At 65.0% G+C, this 17,685-nt stretch carries 18 protein-coding genes; 5 read left to right on the top strand and 13 right to left on the bottom strand.

The features are described from left to right. Positions 1 to 79 precede the first annotated feature (79 nt). A complete protein-coding gene (gene ypfJ / locus B4394_RS16005) occupies positions 80 to 967 on the top strand; it encodes a KPN_02809 family neutral zinc metallopeptidase (RefSeq protein WP_078310731.1) in 888 nt (295 codons plus the stop codon). 24 nt (positions 968 to 991) lie between these two features. Here ypfJ and B4394_RS16000 read toward each other — a convergent pair whose 3' ends face one another. Continuing rightward, positions 992 to 1,999, bottom strand: coding sequence for an Rv2578c family radical SAM protein (locus B4394_RS16000; protein WP_078315645.1), 1,008 nt, complete (start codon positions 1,997 to 1,999; stop codon positions 992 to 994). Between the two features lie 78 nt (positions 2,000 to 2,077). Between B4394_RS16000 and B4394_RS15995 the strand changes: the two genes are divergently transcribed. Both B4394_RS15995 and B4394_RS15990 read left to right on the top strand, forming a co-directional pair. Next, positions 2,078 to 2,509, top strand: a complete 432-nt coding sequence (locus tag B4394_RS15995; protein ID WP_078310736.1) for a VOC family protein — start codon at positions 2,078 to 2,080, stop codon at positions 2,507 to 2,509. Positions 2,510 to 2,552: 43 nt separating this feature from the next. Then, the gene (locus B4394_RS15990; protein WP_078310742.1) at positions 2,553 to 2,903 is read left to right on the top strand and encodes a gamma-glutamylcyclotransferase family protein; all 351 of its coding nucleotides are present in this window, start codon (positions 2,553 to 2,555) and stop codon (positions 2,901 to 2,903) included. Positions 2,904 to 2,907: 4 nt separating this feature from the next. Here the strand turns inward: B4394_RS15990 and B4394_RS15985 are convergent, their stop codons facing one another. The 3 genes from B4394_RS15985 to B4394_RS15975 are packed head-to-tail and all read right to left on the bottom strand — an operon-like array spanning position 2,908 to position 5,269. Continuing rightward, positions 2,908 to 3,321, bottom strand: coding sequence for an Rv2576c family protein (locus B4394_RS15985; RefSeq protein ID WP_078315644.1), 414 nt, complete (start codon positions 3,319 to 3,321; stop codon positions 2,908 to 2,910). Between the two features lie 5 nt (positions 3,322 to 3,326). After that, complete coding sequence (gene hisS / locus B4394_RS15980; RefSeq protein ID WP_078315643.1) at positions 3,327 to 4,601, bottom strand: histidine--tRNA ligase; 1,275 nt, start codon at positions 4,599 to 4,601, stop codon at positions 3,327 to 3,329. Continuing rightward, positions 4,598 to 5,269, bottom strand: a complete 672-nt coding sequence (locus B4394_RS15975) for an MBL fold metallo-hydrolase (RefSeq protein ID WP_078310749.1) — start codon at positions 5,267 to 5,269, stop codon at positions 4,598 to 4,600. The genes hisS and B4394_RS15975 overlap by 4 nt, the downstream gene beginning before the upstream one ends. Before the next feature lie 102 nt (positions 5,270 to 5,371). Here B4394_RS15975 and B4394_RS15970 point away from each other — a divergent pair, with 102 nt between their 5' ends. Beyond that, positions 5,372 to 6,292, top strand: coding sequence for a peptidylprolyl isomerase (locus B4394_RS15970; RefSeq protein ID WP_078315642.1), 921 nt, complete (start codon positions 5,372 to 5,374; stop codon positions 6,290 to 6,292). A gap of 1 nt (position 6,293) precedes the next feature. Beyond that, the gene (gene blaMAB, locus B4394_RS15965) at positions 6,294 to 7,163 is read left to right on the top strand and encodes an MAB family class A beta-lactamase (protein ID WP_078310753.1); all 870 of its coding nucleotides are present in this window, start codon (positions 6,294 to 6,296) and stop codon (positions 7,161 to 7,163) included. A 33-nt stretch (positions 7,164 to 7,196) separates the two neighbouring features. Here the strand turns inward: blaMAB and B4394_RS15960 are convergent, their stop codons facing one another. The 9 genes from B4394_RS15960 to ruvC all read right to left on the bottom strand — a co-directional run bounded on the left by B4394_RS15960 (position 7,197) and on the right by ruvC (position 17,568). Then, positions 7,197 to 9,563, bottom strand: coding sequence for a RelA/SpoT family protein (locus B4394_RS15960; protein WP_078310755.1), 2,367 nt, complete (start codon positions 9,561 to 9,563; stop codon positions 7,197 to 7,199). A gap of 29 nt (positions 9,564 to 9,592) precedes the next feature. After that, on the bottom strand, positions 9,593 to 10,126 hold the full coding sequence (locus B4394_RS15955) for an adenine phosphoribosyltransferase (protein WP_078310884.1): 534 nt from the start codon (positions 10,124 to 10,126) through the stop codon (positions 9,593 to 9,595). Then, positions 10,123 to 11,799: an ABC transporter substrate-binding protein gene (locus tag B4394_RS15950; RefSeq protein ID WP_078310757.1), complete on the bottom strand. Its 1,677-nt coding sequence runs from the start codon at positions 11,797 to 11,799 to the stop codon at positions 10,123 to 10,125. The genes B4394_RS15955 and B4394_RS15950 overlap by 4 nt, the downstream gene beginning before the upstream one ends. Further along, entirely contained in the window at positions 11,799 to 13,016 is a 1,218-nt protein-coding gene (gene secF / locus B4394_RS15945; RefSeq protein WP_078315694.1) for a protein translocase subunit SecF, read from the bottom strand. Before secF ends, B4394_RS15950 begins: the two co-directional genes overlap by 1 nt. A gap of 17 nt (positions 13,017 to 13,033) precedes the next feature. Then, positions 13,034 to 14,791 (bottom strand): protein translocase subunit SecD, encoded by a 1,758-nt coding sequence (gene secD, locus B4394_RS15940; protein ID WP_078310759.1) that lies wholly within the window; start codon positions 14,789 to 14,791, stop codon positions 13,034 to 13,036. 68 nt (positions 14,792 to 14,859) lie between these two features. Continuing rightward, positions 14,860 to 15,198 (bottom strand): preprotein translocase subunit YajC, encoded by a 339-nt coding sequence (yajC, locus tag B4394_RS15935; protein ID WP_078310761.1) that lies wholly within the window; start codon positions 15,196 to 15,198, stop codon positions 14,860 to 14,862. A 149-nt stretch (positions 15,199 to 15,347) separates the two neighbouring features. Then, entirely contained in the window at positions 15,348 to 16,361 is a 1,014-nt protein-coding gene (ruvB, locus tag B4394_RS15930; protein WP_078310886.1) for a Holliday junction branch migration DNA helicase RuvB, read from the bottom strand. A gap of 53 nt (positions 16,362 to 16,414) precedes the next feature. Beyond that, entirely contained in the window at positions 16,415 to 17,014 is a 600-nt protein-coding gene (gene ruvA, locus B4394_RS15925) for a Holliday junction branch migration protein RuvA (RefSeq protein WP_078310764.1), read from the bottom strand. Beyond that, the gene (gene ruvC, locus B4394_RS15920) at positions 17,011 to 17,568 is read right to left on the bottom strand and encodes a crossover junction endodeoxyribonuclease RuvC (RefSeq protein ID WP_078310766.1); all 558 of its coding nucleotides are present in this window, start codon (positions 17,566 to 17,568) and stop codon (positions 17,011 to 17,013) included. Before ruvC ends, ruvA begins: the two co-directional genes overlap by 4 nt. Positions 17,569 to 17,685 lie beyond the last annotated feature (117 nt).

The following is a 17,685-nucleotide window of genomic DNA, read 5'->3' as shown; positions in this document are numbered from 1 at the left end:
GTGGAGTATGCAAAGGTATCGGCAGCCGACAGCGGCCGATAGCTGAGCGGCAGAGACACGACATGGGAGTGACTGACCAATGACCTTCAACGAAGGCATGCAGATCGACACCAGCACCACCTCGGGCGGTGGCATGGGCCGCGGCCCCAAGATGGCCATCGGCGGTGGCGTCGGCGGGTTGCTGATCGCGGTGGTGGTCATGCTGCTCGGCGGCGACCCGAGCCAGGTCCTGCAGCAACAGGGCCAGCAGCAGGCGGGCCCCGCGCAGGAACAGACGCAGGACTTCAGTCACTGCAAAACCGGTGCCGACGCGAACAAGTCATTGGACTGCCGCATCATCGCCACCGGGAACTCGGTGGACGCCGTCTGGACGCAGATCCTCGGGCCGAAGTACCCGCGGCCGGGCGTCAAACTGTTCAGCGGTCAGGTGAACACCGGATGCGGTGCCGCCTCCACGGAGGTTGGCCCCTTCTACTGCCCCGCCGACCGGACCGCGTACTTCGATACCAGCTTCTTCCAGGTGCTGGTCGACCAGTTCGGATCCAGCGGCGGCCCCTTGGCACAGGAGTACGTGGTGGCCCATGAGTTCGGCCATCACGTACAGAACCTGTTCGGCGTGCTCGGCAAGAATCACCGCTGCGCCGAGGGCCAGGCGGGCGGCGGCGTGTGCACCGAATTGCAGGCCGACTGCTACGCGGGCGTCTGGGCGAAGCACGCGTCGACCACCGTCCAGGAAGGAACCGGCGTCCCGTTCCTGAAACCGTTGACAGAACAGGACATTCGGGACGCATTGTCGGCCGCATCCTCGGTGGGCGATGACCGGATCCAGAAGCGAGCCACCGGACGCGTCAACCCCGAGGCGTGGTCGCATGGCTCGTCCGAGCAGCGCCAGCGGTGGTTCACCCAGGGATACAACACCGGCGACTTCCGCACCTGCGACACCTTCAACGCCGATAGCCTGAACTAGGTCCAGGCAGCGCGGGCGGCCCCACTAGAACAGCGTCATCTCCGCGGCGGGCGCCAGTTTTGTTGGCCTCGAAGGGGTCTCCTCACGATGCGAGGCCAGCCCGTACTTGCCCACCAGAGGCCCTACGCGCTCTCTCAGCCATGCCCGATACTCGGCGGGCACATAGGCGCCCCTGCGATACAGCTCCCGGTATCGACCGACGAGCTCGGGATGCGACTGGGATACCCAGGACATGAACCAGCCACGTGTCGTCCCGCGCAAATGCAACGGGAAAACCGTCACGCCTGCCGCACCTGCCTGCGCGATCCGGCTCAACAGGTCATCGAGATGCTCCACCGTGTCGGTCAGGAACGGAAGCACCGGCGCCACCATCACATGCGGTTCAAAACCGGCCTCGCGCGCCGCGGTGATCAACGACAGTCTCGCCTGCGGCGAAGGGACCCCCGCTTCAACCTCGCGCTGTAACGCCTCATCTCCGATGGCCAGCGAGATGCCCACGCTCACCGACACCTGCTGTGCCGCCTCGGCGAGCAGCGGTAAATCCCTGCGCAGCAGGGTTCCTTTGGTGAGGATCGATATCGGAGTGCCGGAATCGGTCAGCGCCGCAATGACTCCCGGCATCAGCTGATAGCGCCCCTCGGCCCGTTGATAGGGATCGGTGTTGGTGCCGAGTGCGACCGTCTCCCGGTTCCACGACTTGCGACCCAATTCTTTCCTGAGCACCGGGACCAGATTGGTTTTCACCACGATCTGGTTGTCGAAATCGGTACCGCTGTCGAACTCCAGATATTCATGGGTGGGGCGCGCGAAACAATAGCGGCAGGCATGTGCGCAGCCGCGAAATGCGTTGACGGTAAACCGGAATGGCAACATGGATACCGCCGGAACCTTGTTGAGCGCCGACTTGCACAGCACTTCGTGAAAAGTGATGCCCGCGAATTCGGGCGTGCGCACACTGCGCACCAGACCGATCCGCTCCAAACCCGGAAGCGCACCGTCGTCGGCATCCAGCGTCTGCCCGTCCCACCGCATAACCCTATGCGAACATATGTTCGATCACGTGTCAATCCCCGCCGACACGTGTCGGAGCGCGAATCTAGGCTCGGCCCCATGAAGCAGCAGCTGCACTTTGTCACTGTCGCCGCAACGGATCTGGATGCCACTCGGCGCTTCTATGGAGCCCTGGGCTGGACACCACTGCTGGATGTCGAGGGCGAGATCGTCTTCTACCAAAGCGCACCGGGACAGCTCCTGGGCTTCTTCCTCGCCGATAAGTTCACCGAGGATCTCTCCGCCCCCGGTGATCATTCACGGGTTTCCGGGATCACCCTGGCCCACAACGTCGATTCCGCAGAGGATGTGGCGACGCTGTCCGGCACCATGGCCCTGTCGGGGGGCACTGTTCTCAAACCACCACAACCCGGACAGTTCGGTGGGGTCTTCCACGCCCACGTCCAGGACCCCAACGGGTTGATTTGGGAAATCGCCCACAACCCCGGTTGGCGGATCGCTTCCGATGGCACGGTCCACCTCGGGGACTGACGCAGGCGTGCGCCGGCCGTGGCCGGCCTGATTGACTTACCGCGTGACGAATACCGCAACCGAGTTACTGTTCTCCTACGGCACCTTGCAGCAGGCCGACGTGCAGCGCGCCACCTTCGGGCAGGAACTTGACGGTCATACCGACGCCATTGTGGGCTTCGATCTGGACTATGTGACCATCACCGACCCGCATGTCATCGCGACCAGTGGCAGCGACCGTCACCCCATCCTTCGCCCGTCGACCGATGCCTCAGCCGAGGTCCCCGGCATGGTCTTCTCGATCACACCCGAGCAGCTGGCCGCCGCCGACGAGTACGAAGTGGATGATTATCAACGCATTTCGGTGCCACTGCGCTCGGGCGAAACCGCCTGGGTGTACGTGTTCGCCGGCTAGCGGGCTACCACTTGCGCAGAGAACAGGTGACTGCGGTCTCGCCATCGGCCTGGGTCGCGAGGGTGCCGTCCACGTACACCTCGCAATGGAAGACGGGGGCGCCGGTGACGGCCTTGGCGGCCGCGCTCGCGCTCACGTAGGCCCACTGCGTCGGGTCGTTCAGCGTTGTCTCGACGACGAACGGAGCGTCGGGGGTGATGCGGGTCGAGTTACGCACCAGGTACTTGCTCGACTCCGAGTCGTAGGCCGAGGCGCTCGGCGGCTCGTTCTGCAGCACGAGCGTCTGCGAGAGGAATTCACGGTCGGAGCTGATCACGTACTTCACCTGGTGCGGGGCCGCCTCCGCGACAGGCGTCAGCACCATCGTCAAGGTTGCGGCACTGGCCGTGGCGAGCAGAGCTGCGGCGATACGTCCCATACGTGTCATATCCGCGATGCTAGCCGCGCCGTTACTTCATCGACAATCGAACCGATCGGCACGGGCTGCTGAACGCCGTCGGCCAGCGTCTTGAGCTCGATGTTTCCCTCGCCGATTTCCCGATCCCCGGCGACCAGCGCAATCGAGGCTCCCGAGCGGTCCGCGCCACGCATCGCACCCTTGAGTCCGCGGTCGCCGTAGGCGATATCGGTACGAATTCCCGCGCTCCGCAGCCGCGCCGCCACCGTCACGAGCACCGATTTCGCGTCCTGCCCCAGGGGCACACAGAAGACTTCGCAGCGCCCACTGTCTCCTACCGTGACGCCCTCGGCCTGCAGCGCCAGCAGGGTTCGGTCCACGCCGAGCCCAAACCCGATACCCGACAACGATTGTCCACCGAGCTGCGCCATCAGTCCGTCATAGCGCCCACCGCCACCAATCCCGGATTGCGCGCCAAGACCGTCATGCACAAACTCGAAGGTGGTCTTGGTGTAGTAGTCAAGGCCACGCACCAGCCTGGGGTTCACCACGTACTGCACGCCTAGTGCGTCCAGATGGTGCAGCACCTGATCGAAGTGCGCCTTGGACTCCTCGGAGAGATGGTCGAGCATCAGTGGCGCATCGGCCGTCATCTCGCGCACCTCGGGGCGCTTGTCGTCGAGCACCCGAATCGGGTTGATACGGGCCCGCTCTCGCGTCGCCTCGTCCAGGTCCAAGCCGAAGAGGAATTCCTGCAACAACTCTCGGTACTGCGGGCGGCAGGAGGCGTCGCCCAGCGAGCTGATCTCCAACCGGAAGCCGGTCAGGCCCAGGGAGCGATAGCCCGCGTCGGCGATAGCGATCACCTCGGCGTCCAGGGCCGGATCGTCCACGCCGATGGCTTCCACGCCGACCTGCTGCAGCTGACGGTAGCGGCCGGCCTGCGGTCGCTCATACCGGAAAAAGGGACCGGCGTAACGCAGTTTCATCGGCAGTTGGCCACGGTCCAGGCCATGCTCGATGACCGCACGCATCACCGAGGCGGTGCCCTCCGGACGCAAGGTCACCGACCGATCGCCGCGGTCGGCGAAGGTGTACATCTCCTTGCTCACCACATCGGTGGACTCGCCCACCCCGCGGGCGAACAGTCCGGTGTCCTCGAACACGGGCAGCTCGATGTAGCCGTACCCGGCCAGCCGCGCCTGCTCCAGCAGCCCGTCACGAACAGCCAGGAACTGCGCGGAGTCCGGCGGCACATAGTCCGGGATGCCCTTAGGTGCACTAAAAGTCTTCTCGCTCACTGGATTCCCTCGAGGAACGGGTTGGCACGTCGCTCATCGCCGATGCTGGTGGCATTGCCGTGACCCGGCAGCACCACCGTCGAATCGTCTCGGGTAAGCAGCTTGGCGGCAATCGAATCGAGCAGCTGTTGGTGGTTGCCGCCGGGCAGATCGGTGCGCCCGATCGACATCTGGAAGAGCGTGTCGCCGCTGAACACCACATCGATGGGCCCATTGTCGCTGTCGACCTCGATGCCGAACACAACAGAACCACGGGTGTGCCCCGGTGTGTGGTCGACGGTGAGCGTGATCCCGGCGAGCTCCAGCTTGTCGCCGTCGCCGATCTCTACGAGCTCCTTGGGCTCGATGAATTCCATGCCCTGGATGAACTGGGCCAGACCGGGCCCGATCCCCGCGAGCGGATCGGCGAGCATCACGCGGTCGTCGGGGTGGATGTACACGGGGATCCCGTACTCATCGGCGAGCGGCTGTGCCGTCCAGGTGTGGTCCAGATGCCCGTGGGTCAGTAGCACCGCCTCCGGGGTGAGGTCGCGTTCGGCGAGGATCTCCTTAACTCCGGAGGTCGCCTCCTGTCCGGGGTCGACGATGACGGCGGGGCCGCCCTCGTGGGGCGCCACGATGTAGCAGTTCGTGGCGAACATGCCCGCGGGAAAACCGGTGATCAGCACCCGACCAGCTTAGGCGGCGGGTCCTTCCCCATCTCTCAGGTGTGGCTGGCACACTCTCTGGCGACCTAGATTCTTCAATGGACGCCCTAGGAGGAGAACCCGGTGCCGACCAACGAGCAGCGACGTCAGACGGCCAAGCGCAAGCTGGAGCGACAGCTGGAGAACCGTGCTGAGCGCGCCCGTAAGCAGCGGATCTGGGCGATCAGCGGCACCGCGGTCGTGGCCGTCGTCGTCGCTGTGGCCATCACCGCATGGCTGGCCATCAGTAAGAGCAACAAGACGGATGCGGCACTGGACACCTCCACCACCCCGGTCTCCACGGTCGACGCGCCGCCGACGTCCTCGTTGCCCACGCCCGACGAGCCGCCCGTCACCGGCCCGGCCCTGCCGAAGTTCGTGCCGTCCGCGGAGGTGGGTGCCAATTGCCAGTACCGGCCCGCGGGCGCGCCCGCCAAGGCCATCGACAAGCAGATGCCGCGCTCCGGGAAGATCCCGACCGAGCCGGCGACGCTCACCGCCAGCGTGAAGACCAGCCAGGGCAACATCGGCCTGGTGCTGGACAACGCCAAGGCGCCGTGCACGGTGAACAGCTTCGCCAGCCTGGCCCAGGGTGGGTACTTCGACGACACCATCTGCCACCGGATCACGAGTGGCAGCTTGTCGGTGTTGCAGTGCGGTGACCCGAAGGGCACCGGTTCGGGCGGTCCGGGATACGAATTCGACAACGAGTACCCGACCACCGCCTACAAGGCCGACGATCCCGCGGCACAGCGGGCCGTCATCTATCCCGCCGGCACGTTGGCGATGGCCAACGCGGGCCCCGGTACCAACGGCAGCCAGTTCTTCATGGTCTACAAGGATTCGCAGCTGCCGCCGCAGTACACCGTGTTCGGCACCATCGACAAGACCGGTATGGACACCCTCGCCAAGATCGCCAAGAACGGCATCAAGGCGGGAGCACGTGGCGCGGGTGATGGCACACCCGCACAAGAAGTCAAGATCATCGACCTTCAGCTCGACTGACATGATTTCACGTCGCGTTCTGTTGCTCGGCGGGCTGACCACGGTCGGCGTGGCCGCTGTGGGTTGTTCACGCGGCGGCGACAGCCCAACCTCGCCAACCGAACTCGCCTCCCTGGAAAAGGATTTCGGGGGACGCATCGGTGTGTACGCCCTGGACACCGGATCGGGTGCCACGCTGGGGCACCGGGCAAATGAGCGCTTCCTGATGTGCTCGACGGTGAAGACCTTCATCGTGTCGGCCATCCTGCACCGCCGCCTGAGCGAACCGGGGCTGCTGGACAAGCGGATTCAGTATGCGCAGTCCGACCTCATGGAGTGGGCACCCGTCACGTCCCAGCATGTGGCCGAGGGCATGACCGTCGCGGAACTGTGCGATGCGACCCTGCGCTACAGCGACAACACCGGCGCCAACCTGTTGATCGCGCAGCTCGGCGGCCCGAAGCAGACGGAGAAGTTCGTTCGAAGCCTGGGCGACAACGTCTCTCGCATGGATCGCACCGAAGATCAGCTGAACATCCCGGACGGCGATCTGGACACCTCGACCCCGCAGCAACTGGTGACCAATCTGCGCAGGCTGGCGCTCGACGAGGGGCTCGACGCGCAGGGCCGCGATCTGCTCACCGACTGGTTGAAGCGCAACACCACAGGCGACCAGTCGATTCGGGCGGGAGTCCCGACCGGATGGACGGTCGGGGACAAGACCGGCAGCGGGTTCAAGGGCGAGACCAATGACATCGCGGTGATCTGGCCGACCGGGCGTGCGCCGATTGTCGTCGCCGTGCTGACGGTCCCCGATGATCCGAAGTCCACTCAGGGCAAGCCAACCATCGCCGCGGCCACCCGGATCGCGCTGAAGGCATTCGGCGTCTAGTCGTCTAGTCGTCTAACACGCCGGTAGACCGGGTTAGGCCGCCGACGTAACCCGGTAGACGTCGTAGACGCCCTCGACGTTGCGCACCACGTTAAGAACGTGTCCCAGATGCTTCGGGTCGCCCATCTCAAAGGTGAAGCGGCTGATGGCCACTCGATCATTCGAGGTGGTCACCGAGGCCGACAGAATGTTCACCCGCTCGTCGGCCAGGGCGCGGGTCACATCGGAGAGCAACCGGTGCCGGTCCAGCGCCTCCACCTGGATGGCGACCAGGAAGACCGAGGACGCCGATGGCGCCCAGTTCACTTCGATGATCCGTTCCGATTGCTGCTGCAGAGATTCGGCGTTGGTGCAGTCGGTGCGGTGCACGCTGACTCCCCCGCCGCGCGTGACGAATCCAAGGATCTGATCCCCGGGCACCGGGGTGCAGCATTTCGCGAGCTTGGTCAACACACCCGGTGCGCCCGGCACGGCCACGCCGACATCATCGGAACGCCGCTGGCGAATGGGCATGGTCGACGGAGTGGACCGTTCGGCCAATTCCTCCTCGGCACTGTCCACACCACCGAGCTGAGCGACCAGGCGCTGCACCACATGCCGCGCCGACACATGCCCCTCGCCCACCGCGGTGTAGAGCTGCGAGGTGTCCTGGTAGCGCAGCTCACGAGCCAGCGAGGCCATACCCTCGCCATTGACCAGGCGCTGCAACGGAAGTCCACCACGGCGCACCTCGCGCGCGATGGCGTCCTTACCCGCCTCGAGCGCCTCCTCGCGACGCTCCTTGGCGAACCACTGCCGAATCTTCGCCTTCGCGCGCGGCGACACGACAAAGGTCTGCCAGTCGCGCGACGGGCCCGCGGTGGCGGCCTTTGACGTGAAAACCTCTACCACTTCGCCGTTTTCGAGCTTGCGCTCCAGCGCCACCAACCGGCCGTTGACGCGCGCACCGATGCACCGATGACCTACCTCGGTGTGCACGGCGTACGCGAAGTCGACCGGGGTAGACCCGGCGGGCAACGTGATGACATCACCCTTGGGTGTGAAGACGAAGATCTCCTGCACCGCCAGGTCATAGCGCAGCGACTCCAGGAACTCGCCGGGGTCGGCGGCCTCACGCTGCCAGTCGAGCAGCTGGCGCATCCACGCCATGTCGTCGATTTCGGCGGCGGCATGGTTGGGCGGAACACCGTTGCGGCCCTTGGCTTCCTTGTACCGCCAGTGCGCGGCAATGCCGTACTCGGCGGTGCGGTGCATGTCGCGGGTGCGAATCTGGACCTCCAGCGGCTTGCCCTCGGGGCCGACCACGGTGGTGTGCAAGGACTGATAGACACCGAACCGCGGTTGGGCGATGTAGTCCTTGAACCGGCCTGCCATCGGCTGCCAGAGCGAGTGCACCACGCCCACGGCGGCGTAACAGTCACGAATCTCATCACACAGGATCCGGACGCCCACCAGATCGTGGATGTCGTCGAAGTCGCGGCCCTTGACGATCATCTTCTGATAGATCGACCAGTAGTGCTTGGGGCGGCCCTCGACAGTGGCACCGATACGCGAACCGTTCAGGGTGGCAACAATTTCCGCACGCACCTTGGCCAGGTAGGTATCGCGTGACGGCGCCCGGTCGGCGACCAGACGCACGATCTCCTCGTACTTCTTGGGGTGCAGGATCGCGAAGGACAGGTCTTCGAGCTCCCACTTGACCGTTGCCATACCCAGGCGGTGTGCCAGTGGCGCAATCACTTCGAGCGTCTCGCGGGCCTTACGCGCCTGCTTCTCCGGTGGCAGGAATCGCATGGTGCGCATGTTGTGCAACCGGTCGGCGACCTTGATCACCAGCACGCGAGGGTCGCGCGCCATGGCGATGATCATCTTGCGGATGGTTTCGCCCTCGGCGGCGTTACCCAACACCACCTTGTCGAGCTTTGTCACGCCATCAACAAGGTGGGCCACCTCGGTACCGAATTCGGTGGTCAGCTGTTCCAGGCTGTACCCGGTGTCCTCGACGGTGTCGTGCAGAATCGCGGCCACCAGAGTGGTGGTGTCCATGCCGAGCTCGGCCAGAATGTTCGCCACGGCGATCGGATGAGTGATGTACGGATCACCCGACTTGCGAAACTGCTCGGCATGCCGACTCTCGGCTACCTCGTATGCGCGCTGCAGCACCACCCGGTCGGCCTTGGGGTAGAACTCGCGATGGACAGCCATCAGCGGCTCGAGCACGGGGCTGACGGCGCCGCGCTGGGCGGTCATCCTGCGGGCCAGCCGGGCCCGTACCCGGCGCGACGCACTCATGGTGCCGCTGATCCGCAGAGAGTCCGAGCTCGGTGCCGTCGGATCGCTCACGACAGGCAGGGATTCGACCGCGACCTGATTCTCGCTCGGTACCTGCTCGTCAGCCACGGTTCACCTCCTGCCGCCTAGATTATCCCTCAGATCACACGCAGCGCAGTTAATGGCAGCGGCGCCACGGCCGCACGACCGGCCAGATCGGACAGTTCCAGAACTACACCCGCGCTGATCACGTCCGCACCCGCGGCACGCAACAGTTTGATGGTCGCCGCCAGTGTTCCCCCGGTGGCCAGCACATCGTCGATGATCGCCACGCGATGACCGGTCAGATCCACTCCTTCGGCGGGAATCTCCAGCGCCGCGGTGCCGTACTCGAGTTGATAGGTCTGAGCATGCACTGGTGGCGGCAGCTTTCCTGCCTTCCGCACGGCCAGCACACCTACGCCGAGCCGGATCGCCACGGCGGCCCCCAATAGGAAGCCGCGCGCATCGATCCCCGCGATCAGCGTGGCCCCTGCCGACGCCTCCCCCAACGCATCGGTGACCCGTGAGAGGCCCTCGGCGTCCGCGAACAGCGGCGTCAAGTCCTTGAACTGCACCCCGGGCTCGGGAAAGTCGGGGACCTTACGAGTCAGCCTGTCGATGAGCGCTGTGACAGCGTCCGAAGATGTCACGCCGGCAACACCCAACGATCCATGTTCCAGCCCGCGCCCCACCGGGTGACGCTCGGTGTAGCGGCGTACATCGACTTCGGTGCGATCAGCACGCGTGGCTGCCGGTACAGCGGCAGGGTCGGCAGGTCGTTCCACAGGATGGCCGACGCATCGCCGAGCAGCCGGCTCTGGTCCCTGGCGTTGGTGGTCACCGCCAGCGCGGCGATGATCCCGTCTATCTGACCGTTGGCATAGTTCGCGGGGTTCTTGCCCTCGCGCGACCGCAGGGCGTACGCATCCATGAGCCATGAACCCGTCGAACCGCTGCCAGGAGCTCCGCCGATCGAGCTAAGTAGCGCGTCAACTTGATTGTCCCGCAACGAGTGTGGCCCAACCTCGGGCGAACTGACGTCCTGCACGGTGATCCCGGCGGCCGCACAGGCCTGCGCCATCGCCGACACGATTGCCGCACGGCGCGGGTTGGGCGCCTGATATCCCACCCGGACGGTCAACGGACGGTTGGCCACCGCGGCACGGGCCGCGACCGGGTCCGAACGCATGAATCGTCCCGCCTCAGCCGCAGCCTCCACCGAGGCGAACGAGTCTCCGATGCTGGTATCCAGCCGGGCGTTCATCACCGGTACTCCGGCGATTCCCGCGATGGCGTCACGTGGTGTGCACAACGCGACCGCACGGCGCACATCGGGCGCCCCAACAGACCCGCCGGCACCGAAGATCAGTTGCTCCACGCCCGAACCGGGTTCCTCGGTGCGCACGAATCCGTCAGGGGCGGTAAGAGTCCCGGCCGATCCGGCTGCGACGTCGACAACCTCCAGATCGCCGTCGGATAGCCGTTTTTGCACATCGATCCCGCTGGGCCACACCGTGACCCGCTTGGTCACCGGAGGACTACCCCACCACTTGTCATTGGCGACAAGCACGACCGATCCGTCCTCGTTGTACCCGTCGAACTTGTATGGCCCTGATGACGGGAACTTCGAGAGATCCAGATCCGAACCGAAGTTCCACTGGTTGTTCCAAAAATCGGCGATCTTCTGCAGCGCCGGAACGTCATTGGCGGCGATGGCACCGATCAGGTCAATACCCCCACCGACCTTGTCGGCGATCACATGCCACGGCAACATCGTTGTGGCGGCGAATAGCTGGGTCCAGTCGGTGAAGGCGCGATCCGGGGCGAAGGTGACACGCGCGGTCTTCTGCCCCGACTTGCAATCGATGGTGGAGATATCGGCGTATCCCGCCGTGCTGGCCGCGTCAAAATCGGGCAGCCTGCCGGATTGCGCGAACCAGGACAGCACCATGTCTTCACAGGTCACTGGCTTGCCGTCGGAATAGACGGCCTTCTCATTGATGGTGTAGTCGAGCACCAATGGGATACGGCCGACGACCTCGACGGTGCCGAAGTCGTGGTCAGCGATGACCTGGCCGTCAGGACCGTGGAAGCCAAACCCGGTGAGTACGCGATTGAATGCCTGCGCCCCGGCTGACGCGTTCCCCGCGACACTGTTGACGTTGTACGTCGTCAAGCGGCCATCGACGGCATAGTCGAGCGTTTTTGCCGCCGAGGTCCAACATGAGGTCAACAACCCCGCCGCGAGCACCATCGTGGTCGCGATGGCGCCGATTCGCGCGATCCGTCCTGCTCCGGTCCGTGCTGGGCCTCGTGAAACCATCAGCGCCGCCGAACGTTTCGCTTACCTTGAGGGCGGGCACCGGGCTTGGGTTTGGCGGGGCGTACCCCGGTCGTGGCGGCATCGGATGCCCCCGATGTCGCCGCCTTGACGGCCTTGGTTCCCGAACCGGTCTCTGCCAGGGGCGTGGCGTCGGGCTTGCGGCGACTCAGCACCTTCTTGGTATGGCTCGCCACCAGCTCCGTGCGCTCACGCAGTGCCACCAGCAGCGGGGTCGCGAAGAAGATCGACGAGTACGTGCCCACCAGGATGCCGACAAGCTGAACCAGCGCAAGGTCCTTCAGCGTGCCCACACCCAGCAGCCAGATGGCCACCACGATGAGCGAGAGCACCGGGATCACCGAGATGAGGCTGGTGTTGATCGAGCGCATGAAGGTCTGGTTCACGGCCAGGTTGGCATGCTCGGCGAAGGTCCGCCGCGACGTGTGCTGGAACCCGTGCGTGTTTTCCTCGACCTTGTCGAACACGATCACGGTGTCGTACAAGGAGAATCCGAGGATGGTGAGCAGGCCGATCACCGTGGCCGGGGTGACCTCGAAGCCCACCAGTGAGTACACGCCCGCGGTAACCAGCAGGTCGAAGACCAGTGCGGCCAAGGCCGCCAGCGCCATGTAGCGCTCGTAGCGCACGGCGATGTAGATACCGGACAGCACCAGGAACACGCCCAGCGCCCACAGCGCCTTGTTGGTGATCTGCCCGCCCCAGGTCTCCGACACCGCCGAATCACTGATGGCGTTGATGGACGGCTTGCCGTCAGATCCCTTGGGCGCGAACCTGTCGAAGAGCGCCTTGTGGAGCTTTGCCGATTCGTCGTTGTCGAGCGTCTCGGTGCGAATCTGAATAGAGGCCGAGTCACCGGTTCCGGTGACGACGATCGACTCGGCATCGCGGCCTAGTGTCTGACTGAAGACGTCCTCGGTCTGCTGAACCGTGGCCTCGCCCTTCGGGAACGACACCTTGGTGCCGCCCTCGAAATCGATACCGAAGACGAATCCCTTGATCGCGATGGACAAGATCGCGACAACCATGAACGCGCCGCTGATCCCGAACCACAGCGTGCGCTTGCCGACGACGTCGACCGCACCGGTTCCGGTGTACAGACGGTAGAAGAATCCGTGTTCTGGTGCCGCACTGCCGGTTTCAACCGCAGTGGACGTGGGTTCCTTGGCGGCGCTCTCGGTGCCGTTGCCGTTGCTCACGGTGTCGTTGCTGGTGCTCATGCGTGTGCCGCCGCCTTACGTTCGCGGGCAATCTGCTGGACCGCTCCGAGCCCGTTGTACGCGGGCTTGGAGAGGGTCGCGGACTTGGAGGACAGGTAGACAAGCGGCCACGTCACCAGGAACACCACCACCACGTCGAGGATGGTGGTGAGTCCGAGAGTGAACGCGAAGCCCTTCACCTGCCCGATGGCGAGTGCGTACAGCACCACGGCGGCCAGCAAGGTCACCGCGTTACCCGACAGGATCGTCTTGCGGGCGCGAGCCCAACCTCGGGGCACCGCCGAACGATACGAACGACCTTCTCGTATCTCATCTTTGATGCGCTCGAAGAACACCACGAAGGAGTCCGCGGTGGTGCCGATGCCGATGATCAGACCGGCGATACCGGCCAGATCCAAGGTGTATGAGATGTATCTACCCAGCAGGACCAGGATGGCGAACACCATGGCGCCCGAGGCCACCAAGGACAGCGCGGTCAGGATGCCGAGCACACGGTAGTAGATCAGCGAGTACAGCAACACGATCGCCAATCCAATGGCGCCCGCGATCAGGCCGGCCTTGAGCGAGGTCAATCCGAGTGTGGCCGAAACTGTTTCGGCGTCGGAGGACTCGAAGGACAGCGGCAGCGAACCGTACTTGAGGGCCGCGGCAAGCTGCTTGGCCGAGTCGGAGGTGAACTGCCCGCTGATTTCGGTCTTGCCGCCCGGGATGGGCTCGCGGATGGCTGGCGCACTGATCACCTTGGAGTCCAACGTGAACGCGGTCTGGGTGCCCTGCTGCCAATGCGCAGAGGTGTACTCCGCCCAGACCTTGGCTCCGGTGGGCTTGAACTCCATGCTCACCACGTAGATGCCGCGCTGCTGGTCAAGTCCCGAGCTGGCGTCCTTGATCTCCTCGCCGCTGATGATCGCCTTGTCCAGCAGATAGGCGGCCTTTCCGCCCTGACTGTCATCGCCACAGGTGACCAACGGAAGGTTCGGATCGTCATTGCCCGCGAGCGGGTCGTCAAGGTCATAGCAACGCGATGACTGAACCTGAAGCGCCAGCATCTGAATCCGCGGATCGTCGCTCTGCCTGATCTGCTTCTCGAAGTCGATCAGCTGCTTGCGTTCCTCACCGCTGCCCGGTTTCGGCGGCAGATCGGTGGCCGGAGCAGCGGGCGGTGGGGCATTCGGCGTCGCGGGCTGCGTCGCCGGAGCGGGTGGCGGTGGCGGCGGCGTGGTGGTTTGCGCCGGATAGGGCCGCGGCTGCGGTTTCGGCGAAGGCGCGGCGGGTGCCGGCTTTCCCGCACCGGGCTCCGGGGGCGTCGCCTCTTGCCCAGCGCCGGGCGGGCCGCCCTGGGGCGCTCCGGCCTGGGGATTCTCCTTGGGCTGCGCCGGCACCATCTGGACGACAGGCCGGATGTAGAGCTTGGCGGTCTGACCGAGGTTGCGGGCCTCGCTGCCGTCGTTACCGGGCACCGTGATGACGAGGTTGTCGCCGTCGATGATGACCTCGGATCCGGAGACACCGAGGCCGTTGACGCGCGCATTGATGATCTGCTGTGCCTGAGTCAACGCTTCCCTGGTCGGCTTGGAACCGTCAGGGGTGCGTGCCGTCAGGGTGACGCGGGTTCCACCCTGCAGGTCGATACCGAGCTTGGGCTTAGCGTGCTTGTCGCCGGTCAGGAAGACCAGCAGGTAGGCGCCGATCAGCAGCACCAGGAAGGCAGCTAGATAACGCGCGGGATGCACAGGGGCCGATGGCGAGGCCACGTGTCCGGTCTCCTTGCTTGTCGAGGGCGGGTCGGGAGGCGTTCAGGGTTGAGCAAAGGTGAAAGCCGCTACTCCTTGGTCAGCTCGACCCCGGTGCTCTCGACGTCGCGCGACGCCTCCTCAGCGGTGTCATCGGTGTCCTCGGCCTCATCAACGATCTTGTCGCGGACCGCGAGCTTCATCCAGCGCGTCACAACACCCGGAGCGATCTCCAGATCGACGGTGTCGTCGGTGACTGCGGCGATAGTGCCCTGCAGACCGGAGGTGGTGTGCACCCGGTCGCCGATTGCCAGGGACTCGTGCAGCTCGATGGTGGCGTCCAGAGCCTTGCGCTGCCGCCGGTTCGCGAAGAAAAGGAACGCGCCCATAACGAGGATGAGCGGCAAAAAGACGATGATCGATTCCATGGCGGCTTTCGGGATTCTTTCCGTTGGGTCTTCACGAGTTCAAGCACGGTCTGCGTGAAACGAGCACGCGACAAGTCACCAGTGTGCCATCCGACTCTGTGGAATCGACGCGAACCCCGGACCTGCGCGTCCTGGACTCAAGCGTCCCGTCAATCGAACAGCCCGGCGTGTCCCAGCACCTGCGGCGGCGGGGTAAGACCCAGATGTGTCCACGCCAATGCTGTCGCCACACGTCCGCGCGGCGTCCGGGCCAGCATCCCGGCACGCACCAGGAACGGCTCACACACCTCTTCCACTGTGGTCGATTCCTCCCCGACCGCTACCGCCAATGTCGACACGCCCACCGGGCCGCCGCCGAAACTGCGTGTCAGCGCCGTGAGCACCGCCCGGTCCAGGCGGTCCAGCCCCAGCTCGTCGACGTCGTAGACGGCCAGGGCGGACTTGGCTACATCCACGGTGATGACACCGTCTGCCCGCACTTCCGCGTAGTCACGGACCCGGCGCAGCAACCGATTGGCGATACGTGGGGTGCCGCGTGAGCGCCGGGCGATCTCCACACCTGCGTCGGCTCCGAGCTCGATGCCGAGGATTCCCGCCGATCGAGCCAGCACAAGTTCGAGTTCATCGGGCTCGTAGAAGTCCATGTGGGCGGTGAACCCGAACCGGTCACGCAATGGCCCGGTCAGCGACCCGGATCGGGTGGTCGCACCGACCAGCGTGAACGGCGCCACTTCCAGGGGTATCGAGGTCGCGCCGGGCCCCTTGCCGACGACGATGTCGACGCGGAAGTCCTCCATCGCCAGATACAGCATTTCCTCAGCGGGCCGCGCGATGCGGTGAATCTCATCGATGAACAACACATCGTGTTCGACGAGGTTGCTCAGCATCGCCGCCAGATCGCCCGCGCGCTCCAATGCCGGACCCGAGGTCACCCGCAGCGAGGAGCCCAACTCGCCCGCGATGATCATCGCCAGGGAGGTTTTGCCGAGTCCGGGTGGACCGGACAACAGAATGTGATCCGGGGTGCCGCCGCGATTCTTGGCGCCGGACAGCACGAGCTCCAGCTGCTCACGCACCCGTGGCTGACCGATGAACTCCCGCAGCGACTTGGGTCTGAGCCCGGCATCGATGTCGTTCTCGCCGACCGTGAGCGCGCCGGACATCTCGGGGCCGGCATCGAAATCGTCCTCTTCGCCGTCAAACTCGTCGAAGCTGGTCATCGCGTCTTGCCCAGTAGCGTCAGCGCCGACCGCAGCACGGTCGAGGTATCTCCGTCGGAATTATCTTGAGCCAGAACGGTATCGGTGGCCTGTTCGGCTTGCTTCGCGGCGAACCCGAGGCCGATAAGCGCGTCGACGACCTGTGTACGCACCAGCGATGCTGTGCCGCGCCCCAGCTCGGTGGTTCCACTCGGGGTCGCGGCCACCTTCTCGCGCAGTTCCAGCACCAAGCGCTCGGCACCACGCTTGCCGATCCCGGGAACCCTGGTCAGTGCATTGACATCGCCATCGGCCAGCGCCTGGCGCAAGGTCGGCGCGTCGTAGACCGCGAGTGTGGCCATCGCGATCTTGGGCCCCACACCGGAGACACCCAGCAGCGTCAGGAACAGATCGCGGGCATCGGTGTCGGTGAAGCCGTACAACGTCATCGAATCTTCGCGGACGATCATCGCCGTGATCAGCCGTACCTGGGTGCCGCGCCGCAGCGTCGACAGTGTGGCCGGGGTGGCATTGACGCGGTATCCGACGCCGGCGGCCTCGATCACCACATGATCGAGTGCGATGTCGATGGCCTCGCCATTGACCGAAGCAATCACCGGGATACCGCCTTCAATCGGGCCGCGAAGGCCTTCCGCTGCTCTTCCGCCGCGGCTTCCGCCTTCGCCATTCTCGCCAGCATGGGCGCACGCCAGCAGTGACAGATTGCCAGGGCCAACGCGTCGGCCGCATCAGCGGGCTTCGGCGCCGTCTGCAGCTGCAGGATGCGCGTGACCATTGCGGTCACTTGGGATTTATCTGCGCGCCCGTTGCCGGTGACGGCGGCCTTGACCTCCGACGGGGTGTGGAAATACACCTCAATCCCCCGCTTGGCAGCACAAAGTGCGATCACTCCGCCCGCTTGGGCGGTGCCCATCACGGTGGAAACGTTCTGCTGAGCGAAGACGCGCTCGATGGCGATCACGTCGGGACGGTGCGTGTCCATCCAGTGTTCGACAACCTGACTGATCGCCAGAAGTCGTTGCGGCAAGGGCTGATTGGCCGGAGTACGGACTACGTCGACGTCCAGCGCCACCACCTTGCGACCCGAGGAGGCCTCGACCATGGACAGACCGCACCGGGTAAGACCCGGGTCGACTCCCATTACTCGCACGCGCCAGCCCTCTCGCCGTAGAACAGTTGTTCGATCAGCATATCCAGGAGGCTTGCCCATTCCGGATAGCAACACGCGAGGGCTCTGCAAATGTCAACATCCGTTGGCCTAAGCTCA

Origin of the sequence: Mycobacterium sp. D16Q16, from assembly GCF_002013745.1 — a bacterium.
Lineage (GTDB): Bacteria > Actinomycetota > Actinomycetes > Mycobacteriales > Mycobacteriaceae > Mycobacterium.
Note: the sequence above shows the minus strand (reverse complement) of the source record. Positions and strands in the feature narration are given on the sequence as shown.

Bases quoted from the DNA above. Each gene is read 5' to 3' on its own strand.
- ypfJ (WP_078310731.1), top strand. From the start codon at position 80: ATGACCTTCAACGAAGGCATGCAGATCGACACCAGCACCACCTCGGGC.
- B4394_RS16000 (WP_078315645.1), bottom strand. From the start codon at position 1,999: ATGCGGTGGGACGGGCAGACGCTGGATGCCGACGACGGTGCGCTTCCG.
- B4394_RS15995 (WP_078310736.1), top strand. From the start codon at position 2,078: ATGAAGCAGCAGCTGCACTTTGTCACTGTCGCCGCAACGGATCTGGAT.
- B4394_RS15985 (WP_078315644.1), bottom strand. From the start codon at position 3,321: ATGGGACGTATCGCCGCAGCTCTGCTCGCCACGGCCAGTGCCGCAACC.
- blaMAB (WP_078310753.1), top strand. From the start codon at position 6,294: ATGATTTCACGTCGCGTTCTGTTGCTCGGCGGGCTGACCACGGTCGGC.
- B4394_RS15950 (WP_078310757.1), bottom strand. From the start codon at position 11,799: ATGGTTTCACGAGGCCCAGCACGGACCGGAGCAGGACGGATCGCGCGA.
- yajC (WP_078310761.1), bottom strand. From the start codon at position 15,198: ATGGAATCGATCATCGTCTTTTTGCCGCTCATCCTCGTTATGGGCGCG.
- ruvB (WP_078310886.1), bottom strand. From the start codon at position 16,361: ATGTCCGGCGCGCTCACGGTCGGCGAGAACGACATCGATGCCGGGCTC.